Raw genomic sequence first — 17,424 nt, 5'->3', positions numbered from 1 at the left:
CGTTGGAGTCGTTTGGGGGTGTTCCCCCCCAGCCCCCCCCACGCCCGCCCCCCCCCCCCCCCCCTCTTCCCCCCCCCCTCTCGCCCCCCCCCCCCCCCCCCCCCCCCCCCTCCCCCCACCACCCCCCCGCCCCCCCCCCCCCGCGGCCCGCTTTGCGGGCCGCCTTGATCCATAAGAGAGTACTTCGGCAGTGGTGTCGTCCGTCTGTGCCAGAGTGGCCAACATGCGACCGACCAACGACCGCGGCCAGGTGCTCGACGCCGAATACTCGGTCGAACCCGATGGCGGTCAGGTGTCCCTCATCCTCGAAAGCATGAGTGGCCGGGCCGAGGGCAGACCGCCCAGGAACACGGACTACCGGTCTGCGCTTGAGCTGATCCTGCGGCGTCTCAAGGAACGCGGAGCTGTCGTTGAAGCAGCGGTGGTTGATTCGCGGCGGACTCAGCTACTTCCCGAGTCGAGTCGCAGCTTGATCAGCCGACCCGTCCGTCTGGTTGACGTTCCCGACCTCCACATGTTCCGACGGCAGCTGACCAACGCGCAGACGACCATTGGTCAGGCAGCCGACGCCCGTCGACCCGGAAACAGCACCAAGCGGATACGGCTACGTCTCAGTGTCCCCGGCTACGACGCTTCCGACGCCGACCGCCTGGCGGCCGATCTCGCAGCAGGCCCATCGTCCGAAGCAGCCGACGAACCTGACCGCCCCTCGCTCGCGCCGCATCAGCCAACTCCTGGCGATGAGGTCGCACGTCCCACCAGCGGCCGGTCCGGCGGATCCGGGTACATGACCGACCAGGTACTCAAGGACGCGATTGAACGGCACGCCGTGCGGGCCGTCATGGACCACTACCGCGACGTCGAGAAATACGACGTCGAGGACGTCGGCGACCGGAAGAGCTACGACATCCGGGCGACGCGCGGAGCCGCGGAGCTACACATCGAGGTCAAGGGCTCGTCAGGGTCGGCGGACAAGGTCGAGCTGACCTTCAACGAGGTCGGCCACGCGCGTGGCACCGACACCCACCTTGTCATCGTCGACCAGATCCAGTGGCGCCGGCTCCCCGACGGGAACATTGAGACCAGCGGAGGACGAGCCCGCCGCTGGACCGCGTGGGCCCCCGCGGAGGAAGACTTGACGCCCTCCCGGTACTGGTACCGCCCACCCGGCCACACCGACGAACTATCGCTGCCACACCACATCACCACCTGAACGCTCACTGGCTCAGACTGGCCCTACCTGGCGCCGAGCCGCCGAAGTGACGTCTCGCTTACAAGCTCTGTGCGGATCGTCCGGCGTCGTCTGTGCGCGTTCGCTACCTCGGGCAACTGTCCGTGCCCGGCGGCCGCCGGGCGTTCTCGTCCCAGCGCGTTGCTGTCACTGTTGCTGTCGACAGTCGCCTACGCCGCCGCGACGACGATGAACAGGGTGACGGATGCGAAGAAAGGACGAGTAGCGAGGTGGTCGAGCCATTGGTCGGCTGCCTGTGCGCCTAGGTAGCCCGCACTTACTGCGCGCTCAGTTACTCGCCGAAAACCCAAGACCTTATCCGCCGCCTCGGCGTCTTGGAAGGTGGCCGTGATCGGGATGACCTTGGTAATGGCAAAGCCGGCACTTGCAGCGAGTCGAGGAAGCTGTCGACCAATGCACCCGTTGCGCACCACTTGCTCGGTCACGAAACGCGTGTAGGCCCGCGCAAGAGCTAGGTCGGAATAATCGACGATGAGCGTGTCCCAGTCGGGCTCGGCGAACACGGCGCACCCGCCGGCACGCAGGACTCGCCGTGCCTCGGCAATAACCGTCGCCGGATCTACGACATGTTGCAGCACCCGATCTGTGTGTGCTCGGTCAACGCTACCGCTCGACATGTCGAGGGCGTGGATGTCGCACTCACGGACCTGAACTTGTGGCAGCTCCGCCGCGCGAGCGGCGGCTTGCTCGACGTGCACAGGATCGTGGTCGAGGCCGATGACTCCACCGTCAGGTCCAACCGCTTCCGCGAACGCAGGGAGATCAGCGCCCGGACCGCATCCGAGGTCCAGCACTACGTCATTACGGCGGATTGCGAGCTCGGAGGTCGCCAGGCTCTTGTATGACCGCCCGAGATCCGAGGCGGCAAGGCGTACTAGGTAGTCGTCTGGGCACGTCTGTTCGAATAGCGACTCGGGCATTTGGCCACGCTAGTCTCTGCCTCGCCTTCACCGCTGCCCTGCACTGGAACTACGGCGCCCACCAGTCCACGAACTACAGGTAAGCAGGCCCCGGCCGGCCTGGTGATCGGGCCGGCCACGCCTTGTCACCTGGGCAGACGGCGTCACCAGTGGTCGTCGTTGGTCGCTCACGATCGGCCTCCGACGGCCTGGTGACGGCCTGGACCTGGTCCTCGTCGGCCCCTTGACCCCCAGGCAACCAGCACAGGACGCTCACCTGCTGCTATACCGATTCCGGACTGCAAGAACAGTCCACGCTCGTCCGTGCTCGTCCACCGACGTCCGGCCCGATCGTCACCCAGCTAGTCACCCCGGGGGCCCTCCCGGGGCCAGTCCGCTGGGGCCGCCCTCCAAGATGGCTCGCGTACGGAAGTCACGCTCCAAGGTGCGTTGAACCTCGTGAGCGATCTGGCGCATCCATGCAGTCGCGAATGCCCGCCGAGGATTCGATGCCTGCCGGCCATCTACCACCAGTCCGACGACTACGTCGTGGTCCACCAACGCTCGATAGTGATCCGGCATCTGCGGGTCTACATGCGCCCCGCCATCCTTGTTCGCCATCTGGAGCACCACGTTCCGCCGGCTGTAGGTGAAGGCACTCCGCCCACCACGGAGAGGCGACTCGTTGGTCAGGAACCGGTTGGCCCACCACTCATCGAAGGCTTGAGGCGGGTTGGTCCGATCGGGGCCAAGGTCGTCCAGCACCGGGGTGGGGCTGGCGGTGCCAGCGTCAAAATTTACGCGAATCGTGCATAAACCCGGGTTGATGGCGAAAGAACCCGGGGGAAGGTCCGGAAGCCGGATGGCCGTGTTCAGGAACCGCAGCCTCTGCGGTAGAAGTCCGAGCTGGTGCAACAGTGACCGGCTGTTTGCCGTCTGGTGGCAGAGAACGCGAACCGTCGTCGCGAGCCGAAACGCCTCGTCTGTGGCACCCTCGTCGTACGCGGCGGCGGACCGTCTGAGATAGGCCACCTGGCGGCGCAGGTGCTCTTCTAGGTCGGCGAGGGCAAGTACATTTTCATCCTTCGAGGCGGCCGGGGTAGGCCATGGAATCTCAGAAGAAGACGGTGAGCAGGACGACGGCGTCCAGCGCACCGACCACCACCAGCCAACCGGCGGTGAACAGCGGGTGCCGGGCCAGCCGGGCGGTTCCGCGCTCGTTCAGGTAGCCCAGCGCCGCGTTGACGACGCCGACGCAGGCACCGAGGGTGAGCACGCCGACGGCCAGCACGCCACCGCTGCTCAACGGTGACCGGAACGGCAGCGTGGCCACCGCCAGCAGCACCGCGAGCACCAGCCAGAGCGCGTGCAGGAACCGGGCGGCCAGCACCGGCGCGCTCTCCTCGTCCAACCGAGGCGGCCGGGGCCCGAGCACCGCCGCCAGCCAGCGTCGGTACTCGGCCGCCAGACCCCAGGACCAGCGGCGGGTCAGCCGATCCAACCCGCCCGCCAGTCCCAGTGTCATGGTGTACGGCAGCGGTGGCCGCCCGGGACCCGGCACGCCGTCACCTCCTGCGCTTCTTGCGCCAACTGCGGTAGTCACGGTATCCGTCCCGGCCCGCCGTGTAGGACGACCAGACACCCCAGCCGGTGTCGATCCGGTCTGCCCGGCGGACCACCTTCCGTTGGTACCGGCGGTGCTTGGCGGCAGCCTGCTTCCGCTTCTTCTTGTAGTACTTGCTGCGACCCGGAACTCCCTTCGGCGCACTCTTGATCCGCCGGTTCTTGACGAACTTGCCGCCGTAGCGCAGTGCCTTGGCAGCGCCGAAGGTGCCCACTCCGACGAGGTCGACCCACCCGCTGCGGTCGCCCTTGCGGATCTTGTAGATGCCCCGGCCCAGCGAGATCCCGGCGGAGATCACCGCGCACGGGCCGCAGCCGAACATCGCCGCGAAGCCGAGTACCGCGCCGGTGCGGTCGAGCCACTTGCCCCAGCCGAACCGTCCGTCCAGGTCGAAGCAGTTGACCGGGTCGCCGGAGCAGTAGTCGTACGGGTTGGCGTTGCCGCCGTACACCGGGTCGGTCTGGAGGAACCGGCCCGTGGTCGGGTTGTAGAGCCGTACCCCCATCAGGACGATGCCGGCCGGGGTGTCCGCTGCCCGCTGGTTCGCGCCCAGCCACCCGTAGCGCTGTGTCCCCGCGTCGTCCGGGTTGCGCGGTGCGCCGTACTCGGTGCTCTCCGACGTGGCGGAGAGCCCCTGGTCGCCGGGGCGGATGCTGGCCACCAGATCGCCGTGCAGGTTGCGCAGCTGCCATTCGGCCTGGCCACTGTCGCTGTCCCAGACGGCGGCCAGCGCCGACAGGCCGGTCACCGCCCGCGTCCAGTGGCCCGCCGACTCCTGGGTCCAGGCCGGGTTGTCGCTGTCGTCGTCGTAGTGGTGGACCGCCTGCACGGCCACCCCGGAGGCGTTGTCCGTCCAGGACCGGATCCGGTTGCCCGTCACGTCGAGGGTGTAGTCGGTGGTCCGCGCGCCCTGGGTGATCCGGTCCACCAGGTCCGTGACGTGGTAGGCCACGGTCAGGTTCCCGCTCGCCGGCACGGCGGTGTCGGCCGCCGGCACGGTGGTTGTCCGGCCCAGCGCGTCGTACCCGTACCCGGTGCTGGTCACCCGGTCGGCCGTGTCGTAGCTCCAGCTCCGCGTGCCGGCCGCGGTGGTGCTCTGGCAGGCACCGTCGGCCCCGGGGGCGTACGTCGTGGTCGAGGCGCGGTTGCTGGCCGTGCTGAACGCGTACGTGCGGGTGGTGCACTGCTCGCCGACGGTGTCCTCGACGCTGGTCAGTCGGCCGACGGCGTCGTAGCCGTAGGTCTGGTCCGACAGGGTCGAGACGTGCCGCCGCCACTGGCCGTGGCCCGACTCGGTGACCGCCTCGCTGAACAGGGTGCAGTCGACCTGTCCACAGCCCGGGCGGGTGTAGGTGAGGCCCACCGGGGTACCGGTCTCGTCGTACTCGGTGCTGACCACCACGCCGTTGGGCCAGGTCTCCGACACCAGGTTGCCGTCGGCGTCGTAGCCCCCGCTGAAGGTGCCGACCTGCCCGTCCTCGACCGCGGTGAGCAGATCACGGCGACCATCCACGCCGGCGTAGCGGTAGGTCCGGGTGACCTTTCCGTCCGAGCTGGTCGACACCCGCCCGAGCAGGTCGTGCCCGGTGGTCGAGGTGTTGCCGTCGGCGTCGGTGTAGGAGACCTGCCGACCGAGCCGGTCGTAGCCGCGCACGACCTCGGCGGTGACCGTGTTGCCGGTCACCGACTGGACCCGGGTCAGCGTCCCGGTGGCCGGGTCGTAGTTGCTGCGCTGCACGGGGACCGCCGCGCCCAGCCCGGCCGCCGCGGTCACCGCCGTCTCCCGGACCCGGCCGGCGCCGTCGTACGTGGTCGTGGTGGTCCGCAGGACACCGGCGCCGGTCTTCTCGGTGATCGTCCGCACCTGGTGGTAGAGGTCGTAGGTGGTGACGGAGTACGGCACCTCCGGCCCGGTCGCCGGCTGCCCGCCGGGCTGGGTACGGCAGGTGAGGCCGGCCCACTCCGGCCGCAGGTCGCACTCGGCGTAGCCCGAGCCCGACGTCGCCCGGTAGGCGACCGTCTGCCGGGTGTACGGGGTGGTGGTCGAGGTGCCGCCGGCCGGCAGGGTGGTGGAGTTCGGCAGCCCGGTCTCCGCGTCGTAGCCGATCCGGGTGGTCAGGGCCTTGCCACCGGGGTCGACGGTCAGCACGGTCGGCTGCCGCAGCGTCCAGTTGTACGCCTTCGTGGTGCGGCGCAGGTCGCTCTCCGTGACCACGCCCCCGGCACCCCAGTACTGAACCAGCTCGTCCTGCGTGGTGACCAGGTGGTACGGAGCGCCCGTGGTGGGTGCCCCCTCGTCGTGGGTGTACCGGGTGACCGACCGGCCGCGAACGGTGGCACCGCTGCCGATCACCACGTCGTGCTCCGGTCCGGTCTCGGCGAGCAGCAGCTGGCCGTCGGCGGAGTAGCTGTTGACCGAGGAGAGCTTCTCGGCCAACGTCGCCTCCTCGATGGAGGTGTCCGACGCGGAGGCGTCCAGGGCGCGGGCCCGGTTGGCGGCGGTCAGCGACCGCACGGTGTTCCCCCACTGGTCGTACCAGGTGGCGGTGGTGTGCCCGCCCGGGTCGACCTCGTTGACCGCACGGGCGTTTGCGTCGAGGTAGGTCACCTCGGCGTGCTCCCAGGACGCCGGCAGCGTCCCCGCAGCCGGGTCGCCGCCGGGCACCTGGCCGGGCGGGAAGACGGCGGTGGCGTCGGTCGGCGCCTCGGTCTGCCCCCAGCGCGCCGTCTGGCTGGGGGAAAGGTCGTACGGGGCGCCGGTGCCGCTGGTCGGCACCTGGTAGACGACGGTGGTGGTGGCGGTGCCGGCGGTCAGCGCGGACCGGGTCACCCGGTGCAGCCGCCCGGTGCCCGGGTCGCCGGGGACGGTGGTGTAGCTGAACTGCCACGGCTCCTGACCGGCCGGGGTGGTCCCGGAGAGGACGCCGTCGGCCCCGTAGGTGTAGGTGTCCGCGACGTGTCGGACGGTGCCGGCGTCGTTCCAGTCCAGCCGGGGGTCCCAGGAGGCCCGCAGCCGGCCGGAGTTGTCGTAGGCGTACCGCGCCATCGGCACGGTACGCATCGCCGGGGTGGGCAGGTCCGGATCCCAGGCGGTGAACGAGATCTCCCGGACCCGGCCGAGGTAGTCGCCCCAGCCCGGCTCGCCTGCGCCGGTGGCGGTGGTAGCCGTCGCGTAGCTGAAGGTCAGGGCGCGGCACCCGCGGGCCAGCGTGGTGCAGGCGACGCCGTCGGCGACCGGGGCGAGCATCCGGGTCGGCCGGACGATCTCCTTGCCCGCGACGGTGACCCGCTCCCAGCTGTAGCTGACCGTCTGGTTGTCGCCGGGCACCGTGACCGAGGTCGGGAAGTACTTCCCGGCGGTGGTCCCGGTGACCCGGGTGAAGACTGCCACCTGCCCGTCGAGGTCCCGCAGCGTGTACGCGTCGGCCGCGGCGTCGTACGACAGCGTGAGCGCCTCCATCCCGATCTCCGGGTCGAAGGCGGTGGTGCTGCGCCGGGTGAAGCCGATGGTGTCACCGTCCGGCAGCCCGACCTGGACCAGCGAGCCGTAGACGGAGAGCGAGGTGTAGCCGGCGTCGGCCTCGTCGACCACCGCGCCGGAGACCCAGCCGGGCCCGAACATCTCCGCCGGGTCGGTCTGCGCCACCCGGCGGGTGTTGTAGGAGCGGGTGACGGTCAGGTCGCTCCCGGGCGCGTCGACCGAGACGTCGGTGTCGGCGAGGGTGTAATTGCCGGTGAGCACGTTGACCGAACCGGGGCCGATCTGCTCGGACTCCGCCGACGCCTGCGCCCGGTCAAAGGTGATCTTCACAGCGCTGGAGTATCCGCCGGCGCCGCCGGTGAAGCTGCCCCGCACCTGCACCGGCCCGTCCCGGGGCACCGACTCGGCGTCCACCGCGGCCAGGGTGGCCTCGACGTCCCAGTTCAGCTTCGGGAAGGCGCCGGAGCCGCTGGTCGGCAGCGGCCAGGCCACGGCGCCGCCACCGGCGGCCACGGTCACGTCGGCGGCCGGGACGGTGACCCACGGGTCGCTGTCGCCCCGCCGCCACTGGTAGGTGACGCCGGTCGCCGTCGACCGGCCGACACCGGTGACCGCGACCTTCGCGGCGGTGACGTCGCCCGTCTTCGGGCCGGTGACCGCACCCGCCCCCACCGAGAACGAGTAGCTGCGGATCGCCGACTGGTTGCCGGCCCGGTCCCGGCTGCGCACGTAGAGGGTCTGCGGCCCGTCCGCGCTCGGGGTGATCGAGACGCTGGCGCCCGCGCCGAGGCTGGGCGCGTTGACGCTCAGGTTCGGCGGGTTGACGTTGAGGCCGTACTCGTACGCCGCCACGTCGGTGACGCCCGACGCGCCGAAGGTGAAGGTGCCGGCGGTGCCCGCCGCGCCACCCCACTGACCCGCCGGGTACGACGTCGAGGAGACCATCGGCGCCGCCGACGGCGCGGTGGTGTCCACGGTGAACTCGCAAATGGCCGACCACGGACCGTCCACGGTGCCGTCGTTGCCCCGGGCCCGCCACTTGTAGGTGCCGCCCTCGGCGAAGGCGCCGGAGGGCACGGTGGCCGCGAGCCAGGAGCCGGAGGCACCGGGACCGACCACGCTGGAGCCGAGCAGCGCGCCGACGCTGGTCTGCCACTCGAACCTGGCCTTGACCGGCGACGCCTCCCCATCGGTGATCTTGGCGCGGAGCTGCGGCGTCCGGCTGTTGACGTACGGCCGGCCGGTGCCGGTGGCGCAGACCGTCGCCGGCACCGTCGCCAGCGCGCTGACCACCGGCTTCGACTGGTAGGTGATGCTCACCTTCGGCGGGTTGGCCGCCGCCTCCCGGGAGTTGAACCGCTTCCAGGAGTAGTTGTCCGTCTCCGAGGTCGCCCGGATGCCGATGTTCACCGACGTCGAGTGGGCGTCGGCGGCGTACTGGAAGGCGTCGGCCACCGTCACGTTCACCCAGCCGTCGCCGCAGGTGGTGCTGTAGCCCTTCGTCTCGGTGGAGGTGCCGACCTTGGCGTCCCACGTCGGCTGGGCGGTCCAGCGGGTCGCCGTGCTGACCGCGCCGACCCGCCACGCCTCCCAGGACCTGGCAGTGCACGAGTACGAGTGGAACTCCCACAGGCTCAGCGTCGCCGACTGCACCTGCTTGTCCCAGAGCCAGGTGTTGACGCTGTCGAAGCGGAGAAAGGACCGGGCCTTCGTGGTGCCGCCGTCGTACGTGCCGAGCTTCAGCTCGGTCGCAGCGGACTGGTCGGAGGTGAAGCTGGACTGCACAAACGCGTCGAAGTTGGCACCGATGCTCTGGGACGGGTCGATGGTCACCGGGTAGCTGGTGGCCGGGTCGGCGAGGAAGTCCCGGTCCGGCTCCAGCACCAGCCCGGTCCGGTCGCCCTGGCCGTCGAGGCTGAGCCCGACCGGCGCACGCCGGCGGTGCTCTCCGGAGGCGGGGTCGACCGCGGCGTCCCACATCAACGGGGCGCCGACGCTGCCGATGCGCTTGCCCGAGCGGTTGCGGATCTCGAGCCCGCCGGCGCCGTCGGTCCGCGCCGTCGCACCCTCGGTACGCCAGGGCAGCCGGATCCGGCGTACCTGGGCCGCCGCCGCCCGGTCCTTCACGATGAGCAGCTGCTGGTAGCCGGTGCGGGTGGCGGTGACCTCCAGGTCCACCCCGGGACGGACGTCCGGGTAGGTGGCCCGGTTGCCGTCGAGCACGGGCTCGGGCAGCGCGCCGCTCCAGCCGAGCGTGGCGCGGTTCCCGGTCGCACCCAGCGTGACCAGGGCGTGCTCACCGGCTCCGGCGGCGCCCGAGAACGTCAACCCGTACGGGTGGGCAACCGGTGCGACCGATCCGTCCTCGCGCCGGTGCAGCGTCAGGTCCACGTCGGCCCAGCCGCCGGTCCCGTTCCGCATCCGGACCGGGCCGGCCGCGATCTCCGCGGTCACGGCGCCGGACGGCAGCGCCCAGAACTGGGAGGTCTCCGAGGTGAGACCGGTGATCAGTACCCGCTTGCCGGTCATCCGGGCGGTGATCAACGCTGCCGTCTCGTCCGGCCGCTCCAGCACGGTCGGGGTGGCCTGCGTGGCCGACGGGGGTGCCGCGACGGCGGGTCGCCGCGCTCCCCACTCGGCCAGCGTCGCCGCGAGCACGACCGTGAGGAACACGATCAGCGCCTGGCCGTACCGCCCGCGCACCAGATCGCCGATCCGTCGCATGACGACGGACGACTCCGGACCAGCGTGCACCGCTGCCTCCCTGTGTGATCAACAAAAGTGAAGGCAACGTACTGATCGGAGCCGAAGAACGGCACGACATCGTTGATCTTCAAACCGGTCAGACGGATCGGGATGGCCGATAAGACGATCTACAAATGTATGCAAATCAGGAAGATCACGGGAACTTTTCCCGTTCAGGCGTCGATCAGACGGACGAGTTCCGGTGCCATCAAAGGGTGCCGGGCCGCGCAGCTGACGGGTGGCCGGCCGAGCGCCGACGGGCATGCCGAGAGCCGGCTGGAACGACCTGGTGATCGCCGAGAGCGACGAGACGGTGGTGGTCGAAGGCAACCACTACTTGCCCGCTCCGCGCTGCGCGACGACCTGATCCGGGGACTCTCGACCCACACCGTATCCCCACGGAGAGGCACCGCGTCCTACCACGCTGGAGCACGCGGGCCGCACCAGCGCCAACGTCGTGGTGCTACACGGAGCCGAAGCCGGAGGCGGAGATGGTCCGCGGTCGGGTCGCCTTCGGGAAGGACGTCACGGTCGTCGACTGAGTCACCTCCGGCCGGGCCGATTGGCCGTCGACGATCGGGGTGGACCAGGATGCCGGTATGACGGTCGGAGATGGGGCAACGACCCGTCCGGGATGGTCTAGGGTGGCCGTCGCGCGCCCCGTCCGGGGCCGCCCAGGGACCCGATGATGCGGGTGGCGCTGGCCGTCTGACTGGTCGGCATACTCCTCGGGGCGCTCTTCGCCACCGGGGTGCTCGGCGGCGACGATCCGGTGGTGCCGGCTGCGGCACCCGAGCCCACGCCGGCGGCGAGCGAGGGCGGCCAGCATCCCCGCCGCGCCGTCCCGACGCCGACGGCCGCCTGCTCGACGGGTTCCTCGCTCACACCGGCCTGATCCTCGAACCCGACACAACCTGACCATTCAAGATCTGTAGCATTGCCGCGGTCCGGGACGGCTCTGCTGAAACGAGGCGAAATGCATTGGCTCCGGCGGTTACTGGGTGGCGGGCGGGTCCAGCTCGATACGGGGCGGCAGCAGGCGCTGCTACGGGACCTCCAGTACCGGTACGGCGGCCACGCGCAGATCCGGTTTTCCGAGCAGGTCGAGGCGATCACCGCAATGCTGAACGGCGACGACGGCTTGGTGGTGGCGGCCCGGATCGTAAGCCAGGTCGCCGACGAGGCCCACGCGGACCTACAGGCCCAGGCCCACGAGATACACCGACGGACGGGACGGCGGCTCCTGGTGCACCGCCGCAACTACCGACCGCTGTGGATGGAGGCCGGCTCAGCCCTACGGTGGCCACTGTTCACGTTGCCGTGCGGCTTCCACCCGTACGCGCAGGTGGCCGCCGCCGTCGCGGTAGTCGGCAGCCAGGCGCCCCGGCTCGACCGGGTCACCGATCCGAACCCGCTCGTGGCCCGCGTGTTCGAGGTGCTCGACCTCACCACCGCCGGCTGGGAGTACGGCCGCGTGCAGTTAGACACCGACGCTGCCGCCCTGGCCGACCGACTGATCTCGACCGCCGGGCAGGTCCTCACAGCCATGGACGACCCGCCCCGGCTGCCACCTCCGGTTCGTGCGCTGATGCGCCGCAACAACACCTTCGACGTGCACGATCCGACCGGTCCTCGGACGGTAGGTGCGATCAATATAGGTGCGAAGATGCGGGAGCGTCTCCTGGTCTGAAGACGCCGCAGCGAGACCATGTCAACGAGTAACGCGCTCGGCCTCGGAACCGAGCTTGACCTGGCGCCCCAGCGTTGGAAGCGGCGAAGCAGTGCGCTGGCGCGCTACTGGTGTCTGGTGGTCCCTGAAGGCTGGAGCGTGGCGGCGATGAGGCGGAGTCGTTCCAGCGAGAGTTCACCTCCGTAGCGGCGGTAGGCATGCGATCCATGGTTGACGAGGACGTCGTCAACGTCTGCCCATCGGCACGGCGTCCAGTACCGGCTGTTGAGCAATTCCTTCGCTGACCTGACGCACGTCGGACCGGGCGCCGAGAGCGGTCAAGGCTTCCGCGACCATGTCGACGGCCTCCCGCGGACGGTCGCCGTCGGCGCAGGCCGGGACGAGCAGAGGCAGCCGCTCGGCCGAGGCGCGATCCTTATCCGGATGGCGCGCTGCGGCGACGACTTCCGGCCACGCGAACGCCGGCCCTCGAAAGGAACTGGTGGCCGCCCGCGGCTCCACCCTGACGGAGCTGCACGGCATCGGCCCCCCTCAGGCGCGGCCCGCCTACTGTCAGACGTCGGAGACATCAGCCGGTTCGCCGACCGCGACCGGTTCGCCTCCTGGAACGGCGCCGCACGCCTGGACGCCTCCTCCGGCGACCAGAAGCGTCACCGGCTCTCCCGCGCCCCTCGCTGTCAGCGGCGCCTCGATCTCGCGCTCGTCTCGGTGGAGTACGCCGAGGCGGCCGCGAGAAGGATCATTCTGGAGGGCCTCTGGTGGAACCAGGCACGACTGCCAGCGGTCCAACCTGACATGCGCGCGGTCGTCTCCCTCAGCTCTGTCCTGTTGGGCCTGTTCCTCGGCGCTCTCATGCTGCGTTCCGGCTGGGAGCTGCCGGTGCGAACCTCCTGCTCAGGCGACACGTGCACGTCGCAGTCGTGGATCGACGTCGACTGGGACCGCGTCAACTGGGAACTGAAGCCGACCAGAATCGCCTGCTTCGAGGCCAACCCGGCCAACCACGACGCCCTGATCGGGCCCGGCGACGAATGCGTACGATCCCGCGGCGACGTCATCGAACACCAGGCCACCTACGAAGAACTACGTGAAGAAATCCAGCAACGTCGCACCCGAGCACTTGCGTTCGCCAGCGCCGCGATCGCGCTGCCACCGATCCTCGTCCACGCGTGGTGGCGGATTCGCCGCAGGCCGGCACCGACGGCACACTGACTCCACGCTCCCCCACCCTGATCGCGGCATGTGCGTGCGCGTGCCGGCCGTCGTCTCGCGGCTTTATCGGTGGCCGGTAATGAGGACGGCAGCGGCGTCGAGCCGCTCCCGCTCGCTGCCAGTCAGTGCCGGATCGTTGCGCCGTATCGCTAGGGCGCGGTCCAGCATGGTCAGCGGGCCGCCGACGCAGTCGAGAAAGGCATCCAACAGCGTTGCGGCCGGCAAAGCCAGGGGATGCTCCTCCTCGACAGCCACTTGGGCGAGGATGACCGCGGAGAGCGCGACATCGAGGTCTGCCGGCCCCTCGGTAGCGTTGCGCCAGTCGATGACGACAGGCCCTCGTGACGTCACCATGACGTTCTCCGGGTGCAGGTCAAGGTGCAAGATCCGAGCGTCGTCGCGGAGCCGGGGTGGCAACGCGTGGAGTCGGTGATGCAGATCTGCCAGACAGGTGGCCGCTTCCACGGCATCGAGCTCACCGGCGAGGAGGGCCGACAGCATGGTGCGCCCGTCCAGTCGTTCCATCACGAGATCGGCCCCGCGCGCCTGATACACAGTGGGTGCAGGGAAACCAAGACTAGCAACGTACGCCATGATTGCGGCCTCAGCGGCCACGTCTCCACCTTCGCGGTAGCGGCGAAGGACACGCCGATCGTCGATGGCGAAGACGTCAGCGTCTCGGCCCGATGCCACAGGGGCCGCATCCACCACGCCCCGACAGTAACCGAATCAGCCATCCGTGTAGGGCTTGTCGCCGACGCTTTTGGTCCTTTGCCACATCCCGCGCATCGGCATGAGCGCGCGCAGTGCGGCAGATGCGGACACCGCGGAGGCAGAAGGGTCTGCCCGCGCTGGGAGGAGACGGCTGTGCCCGCCCGCCCTTGGTGTGGGCGGACGGGCACAGCATGAGGCGTCGAGACCGGGGAGGGCACCGCTCCGACCGGGCAGCGGCCGCTGGCGTCCTCATGGGTGGACACCGTCCGCGGGGCCGACGGGTCCGAGGCTCGAGTCGGCTTCATCGGTGTGATGCCGCCGGACACAGAGCGCGTGTTCTCCTCCTATCAGGTCGGAGGGCTCGTCACAACCGATCTGGCGGCCGCAGTCGACAGATCGGCGGCCGAACTGCAGGCGGACGGCGCGGAGGCGATCCTCCTCCTCGCACACGAGGGCGCGACGAACCGCGCGACGTACGAGGCCTGCGACACGGCCGGTGGACCGATCATGAAGCTCGCCGAGCAGGTCACCCCAGCAGTTGACGTCGTCATTGGCGGACACTGGCATTCCGCGGCGACCTGTACCGTGACCGACCCAGCCGGACAGCAGCGCCCGGTGCTCACCCCGGGCCACCACGGCCGAACGTTCGGGGACATCCGGTTCCAGATCGACCCTTCCACGGGTGACGTCCTCCGTTCGTCGCTGAGCGCGCGCAACGTGCCGGTAACGCGGGACATCGCGCCCGATCCCGAGGTGGTTTCAATGGTGCAACACTGGGAAGCGTGGGCGGCCCGACGCTGGGCCGAGCCCATCGGGACGGTAACCGAGGACATCACGCGGCCCCGCGACGAATCGGGCGAGAGCGCCATGGGAAACTTGGTGGCGGACGCCTATAGGGACATCAGGACGTGGTCGTCGCCAGGCGGCGCGGATCTGGCCTTGACCGATCCTTCTCATGTCCGCAACCCGCTGACGTATGCCGCCGGGACGAACCCCGCAGACAGCAACGGTACCGACCTGTTCGGCGAGAGTTGGTCGGCGACGGGGCGCGCGGGCTCCATCGTTACCGTGTCGGTCTCCGGGCACGACCTGCGCGAGGCCTTCGAGCAGCAGTGGCAGGGCTCGACCTTTGTGCCGCTGTCGGTCTCCGACAACGTCGAAGTCAGCATCGATCCCTGGCTGCTAGTGCGGTGTCCACTAACGTTCACCGGGTCTCCGATGGATTGTTGTGGATCCTCGCTGTAGAGGCGAGCGACTCCCCACCGGGTGGTGGGGCGGGCCACCGCGGGCCGTCTTGACCCTCACGTCGCCCAGGTGGGCGGCGGGGGTCACGCCGGGACCGGCCGGTGCCGGGGAGGTGCCGGCCGGCTCGACGGTGCGTGACCACCCCAGGCAGCACAGGAACGGCTGTGGGGGTGGTGGGTCCGCCGCCCGGGGTGCGGGTGGCGATGATGGCCGCCGCAACGAGGTCACGGTGGCCCGAAAATGCGCAGTGTGGACAGGTCAGGGTCCGCCCGCGCGGTTTCGGCACACGGTGGCGGCAGGCCGGGCAGGTCGACGAGGTGCCGCGTTCGTTGACGAGGTGGACGGTGATGCCGGCGAGGGTGGCCTTGTCGGTCAGGATTTGCAGGAGTCGGCCGATCTGCCACTGTCGCAGCCGCAGGTTGTGCCGCCGCCCCGCCGGCAGGTCGAGGACGCCGCGGGGGTCGCCGACGTGCAGCACCCCGACCCGCTGACGGATGGCCCAGTCGACGACGGTGCGGGCGGCTTCGTGTTGGGCCTGCCGTACCCGCCGCCGATGCCGGCCCTCCACCTGGCGGGCGCGGGCCCGGTACTGGCGCCACCGGCGTGACCCTCGCTGGCCGGGTTTCGGCGCGCGGCGGGCGACGGCACGTTGGCGGGCTTTGGTGTCGGCCAGGTGCATGCGATGCTCGGCGCGGATCGCCCGCCCCGACACCAACAACGCCTCCCCGCCGGGCCCGGCGACCGCGTACGGGTGGATGATCCCCACGTCCACACCCGCCACCCGGCCGGGATCCGGCCCCTCACCCAGTGGGTGCACCGCTACGGGAAGCTCGGCGGTGACGTCGAGGAACAGCCGGCCACCCTCGCACAGCAGGGTGATCGAGCGAACCTGCTCCACCGGATACGGCACCTGGCGTGCCAGACGCACCCACAACGGCGTGGTGCCCCTCGCTGTGGGGATGCGCACCCGGCGGCCGTCAAGGGTGAACGTGCCGTGATACCAACGCACCGGCACCAACCCCCGCCGCCGGCGCGGGAACCCCGCCGATGCGTCACCGGCCTTGCGGCGTTTCGCCGCCGCGAACCACGCATCGGAAAACCGCCGCAACACCGACCGCGCCCCGGTCGAGTCCAACTCGGCGAACGTGCCCGGACCCGAGGCCGACAACTCGCGGCACAACTCCTGGTAGCCCGTCAACGGCGCGTCCTGGCGGCGACGCCGCCACGCGTTGACCTCCACCACGCACGCCCACACATCGCCGGCCGAGCGCAACAGCCCGAAACACCGCCGCCGCTGCCCGGGCGTCGCCCGCACCGCGACACGAGCGGTGCGATACACCACCCGTGGCGCAGTGGGATCCCGACGACGAGGCACAAACCGCAGCCAACACCACCGGTACGACAATTTCACGGTCGACGAACCCGGCAAAGGTCTGTGGACACCGCACTAGCCGGTGAGAGGGTCGTGCAAGTGACTGTCGACGGCAAACCCATCAAGCCCAACCGCAACTACCGCGTGGCTATGCCCTCCCGGCTCGCCCTCGGACTCGACGGCTTCCCCGCCCTCAAGAGCGAGGTCAACCCGACACGCAGCGACATGGATTACTGGGCGTTCCAGCAGTGGATGGAGCGTCAGGACACACTCAGCGCCCCAGCAACCGATCGAGTAGCACACCACCACACCCGTCGGCTGACTCGTCGCGGAGCGGGCCCGACCTGCCGAACTCGGGCTCGCTCCATCGACCGTCCTGCCGAATCAGCGCGCGGCGCACCGCCAAGTAGAGGAGCGAAGGCAGCTGGGAGGAGCGGATCAGCGTCGGCGCTAGGAGTTCGTGTTCGTGGGTGGTCGCGTCGGTGCGGTCGCACTAAAGACTCATACACCGGTCCTCCTGATCTCACCGACCGTTCCCCGTCAGCCTGACACCGCCGGTGGACAACATCGGTGAGGACATCGGTGAGGACAAGCCGGCTGCCGGCGGCTGCCGGCGATGTCGGATCTCAGGACCTCCGTGACAGATCAGTTTCAGGACGTGGGTGACACGTCCGTTTAAACGATCTAACGGTGGGGTCACCCGACGGTGATGCCGCCGTGGCTGACGGTCTGCCTCAGCCAGTTGAGCCAGGTCACCCACAGGTCGTCCCCCTCCATCTCTGCATGCAGGCTGGGTGATGAAGCATGGTAGAGGATCAGCGCTTGCTCGATCTCCCTCGCACCTACGAGCCAGGGGCCGTTCCTCGTCAGCTTGAACTCCGGGATGGCAACCATTCCAGTGACCGTCTGGGCCGACGCCGCCCGTTCGGCCTCGAAGTAGGCGTTACGCCGGCTCTGATCGGCAGACCGCCAGTCGTCGGGGGACTGTACAAATAACGGCTGATCGACCGATCAAGGGAGAGACGCCAGATGACGACCGAGATCACCTCGGGGCAGGAACCGGCCGCAGGGTCGGTGAGTGCGGTCACGGATGAGCAGTTGATCGCGATGCTGGTCGATCGCGCTCGTGGTGACGGGCTGAAGCTGACCGGCGAGGGCGGGCTGCTGCAGCAGCTCACGAAGCGGGTCCT

Annotated in this window: 11 protein-coding genes and 1 pseudogene; 6 read left to right on the top strand and 6 right to left on the bottom strand. The window is 69.8% G+C overall.

All coding sequences use genetic code 11. The features are described from left to right. The first annotated feature begins 223 nt into the window (after window positions 1-223). Window positions 224-1,213, top strand: a complete 990-nt coding sequence (locus tag ACZ6O2_RS34985) for a protein NO VEIN domain-containing protein (RefSeq protein ID WP_466025990.1) — start codon at window positions 224-226, stop codon at window positions 1,211-1,213. A 188-nt stretch (window positions 1,214-1,401) separates the two neighbouring features. Here the strand turns inward: ACZ6O2_RS34985 and ACZ6O2_RS34980 are convergent, their stop codons facing one another. The 3 genes from ACZ6O2_RS34980 to ACZ6O2_RS34970 all read right to left on the bottom strand — a co-directional run bounded on the left by ACZ6O2_RS34980 (window position 1,402) and on the right by ACZ6O2_RS34970 (window position 10,010). Next, entirely contained in the window at window positions 1,402-2,172 is a 771-nt protein-coding gene (locus ACZ6O2_RS34980) for a methyltransferase domain-containing protein (RefSeq protein WP_466025989.1), read from the bottom strand. Between the two features lie 1,093 nt (window positions 2,173-3,265). Further along, complete coding sequence (locus ACZ6O2_RS34975) at window positions 3,266-3,712, bottom strand: hypothetical protein (RefSeq protein WP_466025988.1); 447 nt, start codon at window positions 3,710-3,712, stop codon at window positions 3,266-3,268. 4 nt (window positions 3,713-3,716) lie between these two features. Beyond that, window positions 3,717-10,010 (bottom strand): RHS repeat-associated core domain-containing protein, encoded by a 6,294-nt coding sequence (locus ACZ6O2_RS34970; RefSeq protein WP_466025987.1) that lies wholly within the window; start codon window positions 10,008-10,010, stop codon window positions 3,717-3,719. A 253-nt stretch (window positions 10,011-10,263) separates the two neighbouring features. Here ACZ6O2_RS34970 and ACZ6O2_RS34965 point away from each other — a divergent pair. The 3 genes and pseudogenes from ACZ6O2_RS34965 (at window position 10,264) to ACZ6O2_RS34955 (ending at window position 12,903) form a co-directional block, all read left to right on the top strand. After that, window positions 10,264-10,543 (top strand): annotated as a pseudogene (locus tag ACZ6O2_RS34965) (DUF427 domain-containing protein). Between the two features lie 434 nt (window positions 10,544-10,977). Beyond that, a complete protein-coding gene (locus ACZ6O2_RS34960; protein ID WP_466025986.1) occupies window positions 10,978-11,691 on the top strand; it encodes a hypothetical protein in 714 nt (237 codons plus the stop codon). 264 nt (window positions 11,692-11,955) lie between these two features. Next, entirely contained in the window at window positions 11,956-12,903 is a 948-nt protein-coding gene (locus tag ACZ6O2_RS34955; protein ID WP_466025985.1) for a transposase, read from the top strand. Between the two features lie 63 nt (window positions 12,904-12,966). Here the strand turns inward: ACZ6O2_RS34955 and ACZ6O2_RS34950 are convergent, their stop codons facing one another. Next, window positions 12,967-13,596 carry a phosphotransferase gene (locus ACZ6O2_RS34950; protein ID WP_350710188.1) on the bottom strand — a complete coding sequence of 210 codons (630 nt, stop codon included), beginning with the start codon at window positions 13,594-13,596 and terminating at the stop codon, window positions 12,967-12,969. 276 nt (window positions 13,597-13,872) lie between these two features. On the opposite strand from ACZ6O2_RS34950, the gene ACZ6O2_RS34945 reads away from it, so the two are divergent. Beyond that, window positions 13,873-14,862 (top strand): 5'-nucleotidase C-terminal domain-containing protein, encoded by a 990-nt coding sequence (locus ACZ6O2_RS34945; RefSeq protein ID WP_466025984.1) that lies wholly within the window; start codon window positions 13,873-13,875, stop codon window positions 14,860-14,862. On the opposite strand, the gene ACZ6O2_RS34940 is transcribed toward ACZ6O2_RS34945, so the two are convergent. Further along, window positions 14,822-16,177: an RNA-guided endonuclease InsQ/TnpB family protein gene (locus tag ACZ6O2_RS34940; protein WP_466025991.1), complete on the bottom strand. Its 1,356-nt coding sequence runs from the start codon at window positions 16,175-16,177 to the stop codon at window positions 14,822-14,824. The two genes, ACZ6O2_RS34945 and ACZ6O2_RS34940, sit on opposite strands and share 41 nt — an antisense overlap. 120 nt (window positions 16,178-16,297) lie before the next feature. Between ACZ6O2_RS34940 and ACZ6O2_RS34935 the strand changes: the two genes are divergently transcribed. After that, a complete protein-coding gene (locus tag ACZ6O2_RS34935; protein WP_466025983.1) occupies window positions 16,298-16,783 on the top strand; it encodes a 5'-nucleotidase C-terminal domain-containing protein in 486 nt (161 codons plus the stop codon). 147 nt (window positions 16,784-16,930) lie between these two features. Here ACZ6O2_RS34935 and ACZ6O2_RS34930 read toward each other — a convergent pair whose 3' ends face one another. Beyond that, window positions 16,931-17,128 carry a hypothetical protein gene (locus ACZ6O2_RS34930; RefSeq protein ID WP_466025982.1) on the bottom strand — a complete coding sequence of 66 codons (198 nt, stop codon included), beginning with the start codon at window positions 17,126-17,128 and terminating at the stop codon, window positions 16,931-16,933. Between the last annotated feature and the right edge of the window lie 296 nt (window positions 17,129-17,424).

The organism is Micromonospora sp. NPDC048040, assembly GCF_055587185.1.
The sequence above is the reverse complement of the archived record's forward strand: the minus strand, read 5'-3'. Positions and strand labels throughout refer to the sequence as shown.